This window comes from Schaalia odontolytica, assembly GCF_005696695.1.
Classification (GTDB): Bacteria; Actinomycetota; Actinomycetes; order Actinomycetales; family Actinomycetaceae; genus Pauljensenia; species Pauljensenia odontolytica_C.
This window is the reverse complement of record NZ_CP040006.1, coordinates 290,742-305,681: the sequence shown is the minus strand read 5'-3', so window position 1 is coordinate 305,681 and position 14,940 is coordinate 290,742. Positions and strand designations below refer to the sequence as shown.

Sequence of the window (14,940 nt, the reverse complement as noted above, 5' to 3'; positions counted from 1 at the left end):
TCGGTTCGGCGTGCTTTGTCGTACATGCGCGCCGACGGTGGCGCGTGAAACGAGTGGGGGCCGGTGCTGCGTTGCAGCACCGGCCCCCACTATCGTCTCAGCAAACCGTCACATGAGCGGGTAGCGCACGATCGTGGCCTCGCGGCCCGGGCCCACGCCGATGGACTGGATGCGGCAGCGCGACAGCTCTTCCAGGCGCTTGATGTAGTCCTGGGCGGCCTGAGGCAGCTCGTCGAAGGAACGGCACTGCGAGATGTCCTCGCTCCAGCCGGGCAGCTCCTCGTACACGGGCACAGCGGCCTCGAAGCCGGCCTGGTCGAGGGGCATTTCCTCAGTGCGCACGCCGTCAACCTCGTAGGCCACGCACACGGGGATCGTCTCGTAGCCGGAGAGCACGTCGAGCTTGGTCAGGCAAATGTCGGTCAGGCCGTTGATACGCGTCGAGTAGCGCATGATGACGGCATCGAACCAGCCGGTGCGGCGCGGGCGACCCGTGGTCACGCCGAACTCGCCGCCCTTGGTGCGCAGGGCCTCGCCGACCTCGTCGTCCAGCTCCGTGGGGAACGGTCCCTCGCCGACGCGCGTCGTGTACGCCTTGGCCACGCCGACAACGCGGTCGATGCGGGTCGGGCCGACGCCGGAGCCGGTGAGCGCGCCGCCAGCGGTCGGGTTAGAGGAGGTCACGAAGGGGTAGGTGCCGTGGTCGATGTCGAGCATCGTGGCCTGGCCGCCCTCGAAGAGAACGGTGTCGCCGCGGTCCAGCGCGTCGTTGACGACGAGGGACACGTCGCACAGCATCGGCTTGATGCGATCCGCGAAGGACAGCAGGTGGTCCGACACCTCGTTGGGATCGAGCGTGGGGATGTCCACGGCCTCGAAAATGGTGTTCTTGGGGGCCAGGGCGGCCTCGACCTTGGCGCGCAGCTCCTCGGGGTGGAAGAGGTCCTGAATGCGCAGGCCAATACGGTTCATCTTGTCGGCGTAGGTGGGGCCGATGCCTCGGCCGGTCGTGCCGATGAGGTTGTTGCCGCGCGCACGCTCGTTCGCCTGGTCCATGAGGCGGTTATACGGCGGGATGATGTGCGCGTTGGAGGAGATGCGCAGGCGCGAGCAGTCGACGCCGCGCTCGGTGATTTCCGCGAGCTCCTCGAAGAGCACGTCCAGGTCGACAACGACGCCGTTGCCGATGATGGGGGTGACGCCTTCGGAGAGGATTCCGGCGGGCAGGAGGTGCAGCGCGTACTTTTCGCCGTCAATAACGACGGTGTGGCCGGCGTTGTTTCCGCCGTTGAACTTCACGACGAGGTCGGTGTGCTGGCCGAGCTGGTCAGTGGCCTTGCCTTTGCCTTCGTCGCCCCACTGGGCGCCGAGCACGATGACGGCGGGCATGAGAATCTCCGTTTAGTTGGGTCTGTTACGCGGGCGCGCGCAACAGACCCATCCTACCGGAGGAACGACGAGGCCGGGGCACCCTGTCTGGTCGCGTCAGTTTCCGGCGGCAACCAGGGCGACGCCGACGCCCCACAGCGTGGCGCTTGTGAGGGCGGCGATCAGCTCGATGGCGATCGTCCAGCCGAAGGCCTTGAGGGCCTGGAGGGTGGCTGTCCAGGCGCTGGCGGTGTCGCGGCTGCGCAGGTATTCGACGAGGAAGATGGCCGCGACCATGCCGAGGACGAGACCGAGGGGCAGGCCGATGAACCATCCGACGACGCCACCGACGGCGCACCACACGAGCGTGGATTGGGGGATCCCCGCCTTGTTCATGCCGCGGGCGGGGATCACATATTTGAGCACGGTTCCGAGGATCAGGACGAACGCTACGATGGCGAAAATAATCCACGCGGCGCGGGTGCCGGTCATCCACGACCACACGAGGATCGCGCCTCCGACGACGGGTGCGGAGGGCCAGATCTGCACGACCGCGCCGATCACTCCGATGAGGATGACGATGCCAACGATGACGGTTCCCAGGACGCTCATGGCCTCATCGTATCGTCTCCGGGTTTCGTGCGATGACGCTCACGCTGATAGCCTGGCCTCGTTACCCCGATCCCCAGGAGTGCTGATGGATATCACTCCCCCGCGCCTGCCGCTGGACTCCCTCCTGAAGAGGCGCCCCATGACGGTGTACACCGTGTCGTGTCCGCCGGCGGAGGCCGTCGCGCGCTGCGCACAGTTCTGGCGGTTCATCGGCATCAAGCGCGAGTCGACCACGATGTGCAAGCGTTTCGCGGACATCGGCTGGTCAGGCACAGAGGTCACGGTCATGCCCGAGCAGACCACGACCTCGCGCAGACGCTTCGACGACACGTTCCTGGAGCTTGGCGAGATCGCACCGGGCCTCTTCTTGGGAGGCCTCGCCGTCTACCTGACGTCGAAGGCGGTGCGCACGCAGCTGCGCCACCTCAATAAGACCCGCATCATCATCGCTGCTCGCCCGATGCCGGACGCCGAACAGGCCCGCACCGAGCTGTGGTGTTTCCCCTGGGACACGACGATTCAGCGCGCCCGCCCCGGCAAAGATCCCTTCGCCCGCGTCTTTGAGTACCTGCACACGGCCCTGCACCAGCAGGGCATCCTCCTGGCTCCCCCGCGCCTCGTCGACGGTGAGGAACTGCCCGAGGACCACCCCCTCTCCCCCGCCAACATCACCCAGATGCGGGGCAGCTTCCTCGACCCCGTCGCCAAGTTCCTCCCATCGAAGGAGCGATCATGACCCCCGGTTTCTCACTGCGCCGGATGGTCTTCCGTCGCAGGTATCTGCACGCGCTCGTCACAACCGATCCGCACGAGGCGGTCACTCACTGCATCAACTACTGGGCGTCGAGGTGGAGAAGCACCCCGGTGGAGACGCCAGGGATGCGCGAGCAGCTCGCCCAGCATGGGTGGGTTGGCACCGAGATCGCGGACGGCCTCGATACGTTGGGCGGGCTATTCTCCACCGTGACTGACGCGATTGCGCGCAGCGACCTGTTCCCCCAGTCTGCCTCGCAGCCTGCCTCTCAGCCTGCCGCAACCGCTCGCTATCAGACGTCGCGGATCCTCATCGCAGCGCGGCCCTGGTCGGCCGAAGGGCGTCCCGCGAGCGAAGTGTGGTGCTTCGACACCCGGGTAAGCCAGCGCAACACCCCCACCACCAAGGAAGACGTCGGCCACTACCTCCAGGACCTCGCCGTCACGCTGCAGCTCGATGAGCTACTGCTCGCGCAGCCAGAACTCCTCTTCGAGGGCGATCTACCAACAGACCACCTCTTCGCAGGACGGAGCGTGATCGCAATGCGCCAAGCCGCCAAAAAAGAGTCTCGCCGCGGGCGCTAGCGCGCACCCACGGCGAGACAACAGATGGTTCGGAAGGCTCAGCCCTGCGCGCGCAGGGAGGCCACCTCGTACAGGGCGATGCCCGTAGCAACGGCCGCGTTGAGGGACTCAACGGTCGAGGCGATCGGGATTGACACGATCTGATCGCAGGTCTCACGGACGAGGCGGGACAGGCCCGCACCCTCGGCACCGGTCACGACGACGAGGGGGCCATCCGCCAGCGACAGGCCACGCAGGGGCGCATCGCCTCCGCCGTCCAGGCCGACCACGAAGTAGCCAGCCTGCTTGGCCTCCTCGAGGGCGCGCACGAGGTTCGTCGCGCGAGCCACGGGCACGCGGGCGGCCGCACCGGCCGACACCTTCCATGCGGTCGTGTTGACGCCCGCGCTACGACGCTCGGGGATGATGACGCCGTCCGCACCGAACGCGCCCGCACTACGCAGGACAGCGCCCAGGTTGTGGGGGTCCGTCACCTGATCGAGGGCGACGAGGAGCGGGTGGCCCAGCTGCTGCAGAGAGCCCGCGATCAGATCCGAGGCATCGGCGTACTCGTAGCCGCGCACCTCGATGGCGACGCCCTGGTGGACGGCACCGTCGGTCGCGACATCCAGGTCGCGGCGGGTGACCTCGTAAACGGGGGCGCCCATGGCCGAGGCGAGGCGCACAACCTCCTCCACGCGGTCGTCCTTCACGTTGTCGAGGACGAATACGCGCTCGATCGGGACCGAGGCGCGGGCGGCCTCGGCGACCGGGTTACGGCCGGCGATCAGCTCGTGGCCGGGCTTGACGCGGATCGACGACTTGGCGCGGGCGCGCGCGATCGCGGCCTCCTGGGCCTCGCGGGCCTCGCGCTTGACCTTGCGCTTGTGGGCGGGATGGTAGGTGCGATCCTCGGCCTTGGGGGTCGGGCCCTTGCCTTCGAGGCGGCGGCGCGAGTGGCCGCCGGTGCCGACCTGCGCGCCCTTCTTGGTGCCCTTCTTACGGATGGCGCCGGGGCGCCCGCTGTGTGAGGCCATGGTGTCTCCTCGTTTTCTCGTGAACTGACACAAGCGTACGGGTTTTGGGCTGCATCGGGGCCGCAGGGGCGCGCGCGGGGGCCAAAATCACGATTGGGCGGGGCGAGCCTCAGCCCTGCGACAGCATGGCTGCGATCTTCTCGACCGTCGAACCGGAGCGTATCGTCACCTGACGATAGAAGTCCTCGCGCAGGAGGCGCTTGTGGTAGGCGGTCCTCAGGAAGTTCTTCTCGTCGAACTTGCCCCAGAACACGGCGTGCTCGCCGAAGTGTACGGCCTCGTCTCCGAGCTCCATCGCCTCGATGCGCTCACGCACGTGGGAGCGGTCCAGGCCTCGTGTGTAGAAGAGCGCGTCGCGGCGGGCGACCTCACCGTGCCACCAGTCGGGGAGACTGTGCAGCTCCGCGAGGTAGTCCTGCACCGTCAGGAGGGCCAGTCGGATCGGGAAGTCGTATCGGCGAGCCAGGAGGTCCTCGACCACCTGGGCCACGTTATCGCGCGGGGCGTCGGCCCCGGCCTCAAAGAGGAGGTTGCCGCTGTTGATGTAGGTGCGCACGTTTATGAAGCCTTCGGCGGCGATCTGTTCGCGCAGCTCGCTCATGACGACCTTGTTCTTGCCACCGACGTTGATGCCGCGCAGCAGCGCCACGTACTCCATGCGTTCCTCCCCATTTGTGGCGACGCCTCGCGGCGTCGACTGGTTATCAGGGTACGGCCTCGACTCGCATCGGGCTGATCGCGCACGTTAACCCGCCAATCCGCACGTGGGTCCTCCAAGCCATAAACTCACACCCGCCAAACAGGGGAATTGCACGACACGGGGGTCCGACACACCGACGACACACTGCTAGAAGGCTTCGTGTCGCGCACACCCCCCACCGTCACCGATGTGGAGGGTGCCGTAGGCACCGCAAGGCCTGGCCGTGGGGCCGGCAGGCAGTGGCGGGCCGGGGCTGGTGGCAGTGGCGGGCCGGCAGGCGTGACATAATTCGCCCAGCACGCCCTCTCCCCCACTCAACCCGTGACAAAGTTCGCCCAGCAACCTTAAAAACGTCAAATTTGGGGTGTTTCGAGCGCGCAGGGCGAACTTTTTCACGCTCACACCCACAATCAGGCCGTGCTGGGCGAACTTTTTCACGCGCAGGACCCGGCCCGTGGCGACTTTGAAACCAATGACACCTCTGCAACCACTGATACAGGCCAGCGTGAAACCACCATCACCAATGCTCGCCCCTGAACAACACCCATTGAAACCGGCAACACCAATGCAACCGAAAAACGCGCCAAAAGCACCCAATTCTCACCCGCAAAGGCGATGCCGGTTTCAGTCGAAGCTCAGCCTGTGCCCGCAAAAGCGATGGCGGTTTCAAGCCCACGCAGGCACTCACGAGCACAGGCGACAGCGGTTTCAGACAAGCGGGCCGTCTGGTCTACAGGACCCAGATGCGATACCCAGGGGCAGCGGCGGGGCCCGGACAGGCGCCAAAACAACGCGCCGAACCAGACAACAGCGACCAGGCCCCACTGGTGTGGAGGGCGCCGGAGGGACCGGAGGGACCGGAGGGCCTGGCTGCGGCGCCTGTGGGCGGCGGCGGGGCCTGGCCGGGCTTCGAGCCGACGCGCCGAGCGAAGCTCGCGGCGCGGACGGCGAGCGGGCGGGCCGCCGCCCATGGGCGCATCAAGCAGCCCGGCCTCAGCCGCGGATCAGCCGCAGCTCAGCCAACGCTCCACGTCGCGCCGTCGCGCCCGTCCGCGACGGTGACGCCGGCGGCAGCCAGGCGGTCGCGCAGCTCGTCGGCACGGGCCCAGTCCTTGGCAGCGCGGGCAGCGGCCCGCTCCTCCAGCACGGCCTGGACCAGCGCGTCCAGCGCCGAGTGCTCGGCCGCAGCCGCACCAGAGGCACCCGCGCCGATGCCAGCCTGTCCGCGCCACTGCTCGGAGGCAGGGTCCAGGCCCAGCACGTCCAGCATGGAGCGAACCAGGACCTGCTCGCGGTACACACCGGAAACGTCACCAGCAGCAAGCGCGGCGTTACCGGCCTTGAGGTGCTCGTGCAGGACCGCGAGCGCGCCGGCGACGTTGAGGTCGTCGTCCATGGCTGCGACGAAGGCCTCGGGCAGGTCGGCGGGTGCCAGGGCGATCTCAGAGGCCGGAGCCTCACCGGCGGCCTCGATGGCACGAGCCACGAAGGTGGAGAACTTCTCCCAGGCGGCGTGCGCGGCGGGCAGCGTCTCGGCACCCCATTCGATGGCGGAGCGGTGGTGGACGGTCGACAGGGCCCAGCGCACGGCGACGGCTGGGTACTCCTCGGTGAGCGCCCCGATCGACAGGACGTTGCCCAGCGACTTGGACATCTTCTCGCCCTTGGTGGTCACCCAGGCGTTGTGGACCCACAGGCGCGCGAACTCCCAGCCGGCGCCGTGGGACTGGGCCTGCTCGTTCTCGTGGTGCGGGAAGCGCAGGTCGATGCCGCCGCCGTGGATGTCGAATTCGTCGCCGAGGTAGCGCCGTGACATGGCGGAGCATTCGAGGTGCCAGCCGGGTCGGCCGCGTCCCCAGGGGCTGTCCCACGAGGCAGTGGCCGGCTCAGACGGCTTACTGGCCTTCCAGAGGGCAAAGTCGCGGGGGTCGCGTTTGCCGGCTTCGACGGCCTCGTCGATTTGGGCGTCGTCCTCGGTGGTGCGCATGTCGGCCAGGCGCTGGCGGGTGAGCGAGCCGTAGTCGGGCTGGGAGTGGACGTCGAAGTAGACGTTGCCGCGCCCATCCGAATAGGCGTGTCCCGCGTCGATGAGGCGCTGGACGAGGTCGAGCTGCTCGGGGATGTGGCCGGTGGCGCGCGGCTCGTACGTGGGAGCTTCAACACCGAGGGTCTCGTACGCCTCGGTGAATTCGCGCTCGAAGCGGTATGCCCAGGCCCACCAGTCCCAGCCGGCCTCGGCCGACTTGTTCAGGATCTTGTCATCGATGTCGGTGACGTTGCGGACGTATGTGACCTCGTAGCCGCTGCGGCGCAGCCAGCGGATCAGGGTGTCGAAGGAGACGGCGGCGCGCAGGTGGCCGACGTGCGGGGATCCCTGCACGGTGGCGCCACACAGGTAGATGCCGACCTTGCCGGGGGTGACCGGGTTGAGGGGCTGGATGCGGGCGCTCTTGGAGTCGTACAGGTGCAGCATGGCACCAATCCTACCTGGCGGGGCGAGGGGGTGAGGGAAACGGGCACTCCCCGGGAGTATGTAACGAGGCCCGGGCCCCGTCAGGCGAAACGGTGCGGCTTCGCTGGTGGGGGCTCGGGCCTCGTCGAGCGAAAGAAAACTCAGGCGCCGGGGCGCACGCGCTCGCGAATGAGCGCCTTGAGGTCCTCAACGGAGTTGGCGAGGGGCGTGACGCGCTCTTCGCGGCCTTCGATGCCTTCGAAGCGCTTGGGCACAGGCGGGAGGTGGCCGGTGGCCTCGAGGATCGTGTCGGCGAACTTGACGGGCAGCGCGGTCTCCATGACGACGAGCGGGCCCTCGATCTGCGGGCGCACGGCGCGGGCGACGTGCACGCCGTCGGCCGTGTGCGGGTCGAGGAGGTAGCCGCTTTCCTTCTCCGTGCGCGCGATCTCGGCGAGGCGATCCGCGTGCGAGGAGGTGCCGGAGATGAAGCCGTAGGTGTCGCGCAGGGCCGCGAACTCGGGAGTGCCGGACAGGTCGAAGTAGCCGTCGCGGGCGAGCGCCACGTCGAAGAGGGCGCGGGTGGCGTCCCCGTCGCGGCCCATGAGGTCGAAGATGAAGCGCTCGAAGTTCGAGGCCTTGGAGATGTCCATGGACGGGCTGGAGGTGGCCAGCGTGTCCGCGGAGGAGCGGGGGCGGTAGACGCCGGTGCGGAAGAACTCGTCGAGGACGTCGTTCTCGTTCGTGGCGACGACGAGGGTTCCCAGCGGCACGCCCATCTGGCGGGCGATGTGGGCGGCGCACACGTTGCCGAAGTTGCCCGAGGGCACGACGACACTGACCTTCGACGAGGCGTCGGCCCCTTCCTCGGTGACGCGCAGCCAGGTGGCGACGTAGTAGCAGACCTGGGCGAGCAGGCGCGCCCAGTTGATGGAGTTGACGGCGCCCACGTGCCAGGTGGCCTTGAAGTCAGCGTCCATGTTGACGGCCTTGACGAGGTCCTGACAGTCGTCGAAGACACCGTCGACGGCGACGTTGACGATGTTCTCGTCGAGGAGGGAGAACATTTGGGCGCGCTGGAAGGCGGTCATGCGGCCGGCGGGGGTGAGCATGACGACGGAGAGGCCGCGTCGGCCGCGCAGCGCGTACTCGGCGGAGGAGCCGGTGTCGCCGGAGGTGGCGCCGACGATGGTGAGCCAGTCGCCGCGGCGAGTGAGCTCGTATTCGAAGAGCTCACCGAGGAGCTGCATCGCCATGTCCTTGAAGGCGGCCGTGGGGCCGTTCGACAGGTGGGCGAGGTGCAGGTCGGTGCCCTCCAGGGCGTCGACGGGGACGATCTGGGGGTCGGAGAAGGCGGGGGTGCGGTAGGCACGGGCCGTGATCGCGCTCAGGTCGTTCGCCGGGATGTCGTCGACGAAGAGGGAGATAATGCCGGCGGCCATGGCCGCGTAGCCGTCCTCGCGCAGGACGATGCGCAGCTCGTCCAGGTCGGAGCGAGACAGCGTCGGGTATTCCTCGGGCAGGTAGAGGCCGCCGTCGGGGGCGAGGCCTTCCAGGAGGATGTCACTGAAGGAACGGGTGGGCGTGTTGGGGCCGCGTCGGGTCGAAATGTAGCGCACGAGTCGATCCTATCGGAGAGGGGGCGTGGCCTGCGAGGGCGCCCGCACCTCGTCACACGGATGGACGAGGCCGGGGCCAGAGATGAGCGTAGAGTGCAGGCGCGCGTGTGGTAGAAACGAGGGGTGAGCAACGACTTTTCTCGCTGGGCTCCCCCGGACGCGGATTCCACCCCCGCGCCCGGAAGCGAGCCGAAGACGCAGAGCACCGCCGAGCAGCCCGCAGACCGCGCGTCTTCGACCGGTGCCTCGCCGGTCCCCGATCGCTTCGCGCCCACAATCGGACAGTCAGAGGGCACTGCGACGGGTCAGTCGGGCGTCACCTCGTCGTTGAAGCCAGTCCTGGGGTCGCTCGTCACGGGTGCGACGCGAACCACGGCGACACCCCAATCGTCGGCGTCTCGTGACGAGGCCTCGTCCCCCGCGAGCCCACCCCGGAAAGGCGCTCGCCCTCCGCGCACGCGCACCAACCCCGAGCGTATCGCGGGCCATCAGGCATACGTACGACTGCAGAGGAAGAAAGCAGCACTCATCGTCGCCGCGAGCCTCGCGGTCATCGCTCTCCTTTTCGCGCTGCCGCGTGTCATCGCAGCGATTCCGAAGCCCGCCGCACAGCCGGTAGCCTCCCAGGGCTATAAGGGTTCGGCCACGAACACGAACGTTCTCTCGTCGGAGTGGGCTGCGGGCGTGAGCGTCGCCTGGACCGTTCCTGAACCTCGCAGCGGCATTGACAAGCCATTCGAAACCACCCTGTTTGCCGACGGCACAACGCTCTACATGGTGTCCCGGGACCATCATTCCTATTCCATCTCTCTTGCAGCCATCGACGTCTCCTCCTCCGAGCCCACCGTGCTGTGGACATCCAACGACGGGTCCATGGAGATCCCATACTCGGGGGCAGATTTCTCCATCGTCTCCGTCGGCGAGTGGCTCGCCGTCGAAAATATCCTGATCTCGAAATCAACGGGCATTCAGACACAGGCGCCGTGGGAGGATGGCCATCCGATCGCCATGGTCGACGACATCCTGGTGACCTGTTCCGGCATGGAAACCTGCGCCGGGTGGAAGCAGGAATCCGGTTCCTGGACACAGCAGTGGCAAAGCATTACGGGAAAACAATCCCGTAACTCCTCCCTCTCACGATGGGATGGGCCGCGCACGATTGGGACCGGAGAGGAGGCTTCCGCCTTGGTTCCCGTCGATGACTACAGGAACCCACAGATCGTCAACGTACACACGGGTGTTGTGACAACCTTTGGACAAGAGGGGCGTTTAGCTCATGCCCGTTCCTATTCCTACGACGCTCTGTATCCGGCCTCCGATGGCCTCATCGTGCGTAAGAACGCCACGTTGCTCGAAAAATTCGACATGTCCGGCAATTCCCTGGGCACTTTTGGGCCGAGCCTTAAGCACATTATCCCCGCAGAAGATGGCCGCATGCCGACTCTGAGTGAGTGGGATGCTTTCTTCGACTCGGGCAGGACACCATGGACGACGGGCATGCTGGAGGCGACCGGCGATGGGTGCCAAACCCTCACGGTGCACACCTCGGGAGGCGTTGCGAAATACTCCGCAGAGGGGTTGGTGGGGGTTTCTTCCAGCACCCGTCCGCCCTGTTCCTTCTCCCCCACGCATGCGCGTGCGAGCGCCGACGGAACCGCTGCGTTCATTCTGAACATCGGATACAAGGAACAGACCGTCTATTTCTTCGACATGGCGAACAACAAGGCGCACACCTCGGCCGAGTTGAGGGCGGCACGGAACCACACGTGGGTCTACGACGATTTGCTGGTCGGGCTGACGGATGAGGGCCTCATCGCCTTCACGCCGACTTCCTCGTGACGCTACCCTGGTTCCATGACTGATCTGCCTTTCCGCATCGGCCAAGCGGTCGACGTCCACGCGTTCGCCGCACCCGACTCGCCCCGTCCTCTGATGGTCGCGTGCCTGGAGTGGCCGGGCGAGCGCCCCCTCGAGGGGCATTCGGACGCGGACGTGGCCGCGCACGCCCTGTGCGACGCGATGCTGCTGGCCACTGGGCTGGGCGAGCTCGGCACGGTGTTCGGCGTGGATCGCCCCGAGTGGGCGGGCGCTTCGGGGCGCGCGCTCCTTGAGGAGGTTCGCCGCATGACCGCCGAGGCCGGCTGGGTGCTCGGTAACGCGACCGTGCAGGTCGTGGGGAACCGACCTCGTATGGCCGCGCGACTGCCCGAGGCCTGCGCGGTCATGAGCGAGATCGCCGGGGGCACGGTCACCGTGTCAGCGACGACCTCGGATCACCTGGGTTTCACGGGCCGAGGCGAGGGCGTGGCCGCGCTGGCGAGCGCCCTCATGGTGCGCGCCGAGGAGTAACCCGCGAGCGCCCGCCGGGCACGCAACGTGGTAGAAACGTGTCATGAGCAACGACGACCTGCATCACACATCCGACGACCCCGCGCGCGTTCATTCCTCCGACGCGTGGGACGACGTGTCACAGGTCGATATTCCTGAGCTCCCGGACTTTGGGGTTCTTCCAGGGGTCGCGGATCTGCCCGAACTTCCGCAGCTGCCAGAGTTGGAAGCGTTAGAGGAATTGGCGATGCCAGAGGTGGCGATGCCGGACCTCGACCAGTTCCTCACCGTCACGCCGCCCGCGCCGGCCGATATTTCTCAGCCGGACGCAGCCCCCGCGGCGGAAGCTACAGCAGCCCAGACGAGCAGCGCCTCCCACAACGCCGCCACTGCCTCATCGAAGAAAGGGACCACAGGCAAGCAAGCACCGAGGCCAACCGCCACCACGGCCTCGCCGCGGAAGGCGCCCACAGGCGCGCAGGCGCCCAGGCCCACCATTACCTTCGAGCCCACGCCCGCGAGGACCCCGCGAGCCTCGGTGCCCCCGAGGCAGAAAAAGCCGAACCTCCTCATCGCGTTCGTCGCTCTCATCGCGATCGCCTTCGGCGCGTCGTTTCTCTCGTCCACTCGCGACGGTTCATCATCGACACCTTGGGGCACGCAGACCTCGTCGAGCGCCAGCACGCAGGCGGACTCCGAGGTGCGCGAGTATGCGGAGGGGCTGCCGCCCCGCTGGCCCGGATACCGAGGGAGCGCCACGAACACGCATTCCATATCGCCGCAGTGGGCCTCGGGCGTGGCCACCGCGTGGACGCTTGAGCTGCCTGCAGAAATGACTCAGTTCGGACCGCATATGTTCGTCGACGGCCAGATCCTCTACATCGCCGGCTACGACACTATCGAGGGCCAGCGTGGTTCCGCCGTCAGGACTCTGGCCTACGACCTGTCCGGGGAGGACCCAGCTCTCCTCTGGGACACGGTCGGCCCCACGGCAAACTCCGCGATCATGACGTACACACCCGCGTTCGTGTCGAGCGAGACCCAGCTCTTTTTCCTCGACGTGGTCATCGACAAGGCGACCGGCGAGCAGACACAGGCCCCGTGGGGCAAGGAGTTTCCCCTCGCACAGGCCGACGGCATCGTGGTGACCTGCTCGACGACATCCTCGTGCAGCGGATGGACGCACGCCTCCGGCGATTGGACGACTCTGTGGACGACGACAACGAATCCACAGACGTCCTACGGGTTGAGTAACCAGGGTTTGGGCTATGCGCCCGCAGGCACCACGCGCTCCGGCACGGGTGAACTCGCCTCCGTCCTGGTCCCCTCCAGCTATCAGGAATCCCCGCAGATCATCAACATCCATACCGGCGAGGCAACGACCCTGCCCGAACCCGGCACGCCAGGGACCGGTCACTACGTAGAGGTGGGAAGCGACGGCTTCATTGTCGTCGACATCGGCAAGAAACAGGGAATGGCCTTCGACAGTGAGGGAACCCTCCAATCCACGTTCACTACCAACGGACAGGTATATTTTCCCGCGGTGAGCCGTGACGGTACCTACCCGAGCACCGCGGACCTGACGACCTTCTTGACCTATCAGCGCGCGAATTGGTCGACGGGCACGGTAGACCTCGTGGGCGAGAACGACTGTTCCATCGAGATCACCCTCACCTCCGACGGGTCGACGCACACAACCCCGGTCCCCGGAGCGTTGAGCCCGTACATGACCAGCACGTGCTTGTTCGAACCGAAGGAGGTCCGCGTCAGCGCGGATGCTTCGGTTCTCTACGCCGATACCTTCACCTACCAGGACAAGAGTAGATTCTTCATCGATACCGTCAACGGCTTCATCTACACCTCACCCGAACTCAACTCGCCGAAACAGATCATGTGGGTCTTCGACGACATGATCATCGGCATGACCGAGAGCGGCCTCAAGGCGTTCGTACCGGCATCCTCCTGAGGTCACGATCGTCTATCACACCGACACTGCCATGTGATAGAAACTACTCATGACCAATGACGATCACACGGGCATGAATACTCCCACGCATGCCGCGGAGTGGGTGCCACCCGGCGGAGCGCCCCCAAACCCCCAGCCCGGCCCGCCCCAACCTCGTCCGAAGAGCCACGCGAAGGCTGCCCTTCTCGTGGTTTTCCTGGCCGCTGTCGCGATCGCCACTATCATCGGTATCCACCGACTCAGCCCCTCACCCTCGACACCGGGCGATCAGCGTTCATTTACCTCGATGCCCACCGTCGGATACTCAGGGGACGCCACGAGCACGGGATCTATCTCCCCCGCCTGGGCCTCGGGCGTCGAAACGGCATGGAGGATCCCCTTCCCCTCCACGAAGTACGGCTCCCGGGCACTCACGACCGTGGAGGGCACCACCCTGTACGCCCTCTTCGAAGACCCCAATCCCGCCGCCCACCAGGTCACTGCAGCGGCCTTCGACATCTCTTCCGAGCAGCCGCGCGAGCTGTGGCGCACGACGGGGCCCCTCCCCAAATCGCTCGGGCGACCCACCTTCGTGTCCTACAGGGATCAATTCCTCATCGACAGCATCGTCATCGACAAGACGTCGGGAGCGCAGTCCTCGGCTCCCTGGGAGGGGTCGGAAGCACTCGCGGCCGTTGATGGCATCGTCGTGGCCTGCGATCACAAACGGGCCTGCTCGGGCTGGACGCAGGAGGCCTCATCGTGGGAGCGCCAGTGGGAGACGGCCACTGCCAGCCAAAAAGGCACCCTGTCCGCGTTAGATAAGCTCACCTACCCCGATACACCTGTGATCGGTAACGGGGAGCACCAGGCGGTCGTCCTGCCCGTCGATGCACAGACACACCTGGCGCAGCTCCTCGATCCGCACACCGGGCAGATCACGAACGTCGGTTCTGTGAGTCCTTTCAGGGACAGACAGAACAACGTTGTGTCTTTTGTGATCACCAGCGATGGGCTCCTGGCTTTCAACGATGACTTCTTCGTCACCTACGACGCCGATGGCTTCATCACGGGGACCCAGACCTACAAGCAGATGAAGAGGATGCCAACACGCGATGGACGCATGCCGACCACGGCCGAACTAGGAGATTTCCTGGCCGGTGCCCGCCCAGCGTGGTCGAACGCGTCGGTCACAGCCCCAAGCAACGCGGCGGCCGGCACCCCCTTCAGCCTCACGGTGACGCCGAGCGACGGGCGTCCCCCCTTCACTCTTGATGCCGGGAATAACGACCAGCATCACTACGTCAGCACTTTTTGGCCCTCCGAGGTTCGCGCCAGCGCCGACACGTCGGTCGTGTACGTCGAGTCCGTCGATCACACCAACAGGGGCAACAGGTTCTTCTTCGACACCGCGAGCGGGCAGGGACACGGATCGGACGAGTTCCGCGACGCAGAGCACCTCTCGTGGCCCTTCGATGACCTAGCCATCGGCGTGACGGTCGACGGCATCGTGGCGTTCACCCCGAAGGCCTCGTGACTCCCTCGTATCGGGCAACGACAGA

Annotated in this window: 12 protein-coding genes; 6 read left to right on the top strand and 6 right to left on the bottom strand. The window is 66.4% G+C overall.

The window, feature by feature from the left end:
• Window positions 1–108: 108 nt before the first annotated feature.
• Both FBF35_RS01365 and FBF35_RS01360 read right to left on the bottom strand, forming a co-directional pair.
• Entirely contained in the window at window positions 109–1,389 is a 1,281-nt protein-coding gene (locus FBF35_RS01365; RefSeq protein ID WP_048672506.1) for an adenylosuccinate synthase, read from the bottom strand.
• 96 nt (window positions 1,390–1,485) lie between these two features.
• Window positions 1,486–1,980 (bottom strand): DUF456 domain-containing protein, encoded by a 495-nt coding sequence (locus FBF35_RS01360; RefSeq protein WP_060566255.1) that lies wholly within the window; start codon window positions 1,978–1,980, stop codon window positions 1,486–1,488.
• An 85-nt stretch (window positions 1,981–2,065) separates the two neighbouring features.
• On the opposite strand from FBF35_RS01360, the gene FBF35_RS01355 reads away from it, so the two are divergent.
• Complete coding sequence (locus FBF35_RS01355; protein ID WP_060566254.1) at window positions 2,066–2,716, top strand: hypothetical protein; 651 nt, start codon at window positions 2,066–2,068, stop codon at window positions 2,714–2,716.
• A complete protein-coding gene (locus FBF35_RS01350; protein WP_060566253.1) occupies window positions 2,713–3,318 on the top strand; it encodes a hypothetical protein in 606 nt (201 codons plus the stop codon). The genes FBF35_RS01355 and FBF35_RS01350 overlap by 4 nt, the downstream gene beginning before the upstream one ends.
• A gap of 38 nt (window positions 3,319–3,356) precedes the next feature.
• Here FBF35_RS01350 and rlmB read toward each other — a convergent pair whose 3' ends face one another.
• The 4 genes from rlmB to thrC form a co-directional block, all read right to left on the bottom strand.
• Window positions 3,357–4,334 carry a 23S rRNA (guanosine(2251)-2'-O)-methyltransferase RlmB gene (gene rlmB / locus FBF35_RS01345; RefSeq protein ID WP_004565454.1) on the bottom strand — a complete coding sequence of 326 codons (978 nt, stop codon included), beginning with the start codon at window positions 4,332–4,334 and terminating at the stop codon, window positions 3,357–3,359.
• A 109-nt stretch (window positions 4,335–4,443) separates the two neighbouring features.
• Complete coding sequence (locus FBF35_RS01340) at window positions 4,444–4,992, bottom strand: DUF1697 domain-containing protein (RefSeq protein WP_060566252.1); 549 nt, start codon at window positions 4,990–4,992, stop codon at window positions 4,444–4,446.
• A gap of 1,057 nt (window positions 4,993–6,049) precedes the next feature.
• The gene (gene cysS / locus FBF35_RS01330; RefSeq protein WP_034465279.1) at window positions 6,050–7,507 is read right to left on the bottom strand and encodes a cysteine--tRNA ligase; all 1,458 of its coding nucleotides are present in this window, start codon (window positions 7,505–7,507) and stop codon (window positions 6,050–6,052) included.
• 140 nt (window positions 7,508–7,647) lie between these two features.
• A complete protein-coding gene (gene thrC / locus FBF35_RS01325) occupies window positions 7,648–9,105 on the bottom strand; it encodes a threonine synthase (RefSeq protein WP_060566251.1) in 1,458 nt (485 codons plus the stop codon).
• A 123-nt stretch (window positions 9,106–9,228) separates the two neighbouring features.
• Here thrC and FBF35_RS01320 point away from each other — a divergent pair, with 123 nt between their 5' ends.
• The 4 genes from FBF35_RS01320 to FBF35_RS01305 are packed head-to-tail and all read left to right on the top strand — an operon-like array spanning window position 9,229 to window position 14,915.
• Window positions 9,229–10,944 carry a hypothetical protein gene (locus FBF35_RS01320; RefSeq protein ID WP_060566250.1) on the top strand — a complete coding sequence of 572 codons (1,716 nt, stop codon included), beginning with the start codon at window positions 9,229–9,231 and terminating at the stop codon, window positions 10,942–10,944.
• A gap of 15 nt (window positions 10,945–10,959) precedes the next feature.
• Window positions 10,960–11,454 carry a 2-C-methyl-D-erythritol 2,4-cyclodiphosphate synthase gene (gene ispF, locus FBF35_RS01315; RefSeq protein ID WP_060566249.1) on the top strand — a complete coding sequence of 165 codons (495 nt, stop codon included), beginning with the start codon at window positions 10,960–10,962 and terminating at the stop codon, window positions 11,452–11,454.
• Between the two features lie 43 nt (window positions 11,455–11,497).
• On the top strand, window positions 11,498–13,399 hold the full coding sequence (locus FBF35_RS01310; protein ID WP_060566248.1) for a hypothetical protein: 1,902 nt from the start codon (window positions 11,498–11,500) through the stop codon (window positions 13,397–13,399).
• A gap of 49 nt (window positions 13,400–13,448) precedes the next feature.
• Window positions 13,449–14,915, top strand: a complete 1,467-nt coding sequence (locus FBF35_RS01305) for a hypothetical protein (RefSeq protein WP_060566247.1) — start codon at window positions 13,449–13,451, stop codon at window positions 14,913–14,915.
• Window positions 14,916–14,940: the final 25 nt, after the last annotated feature.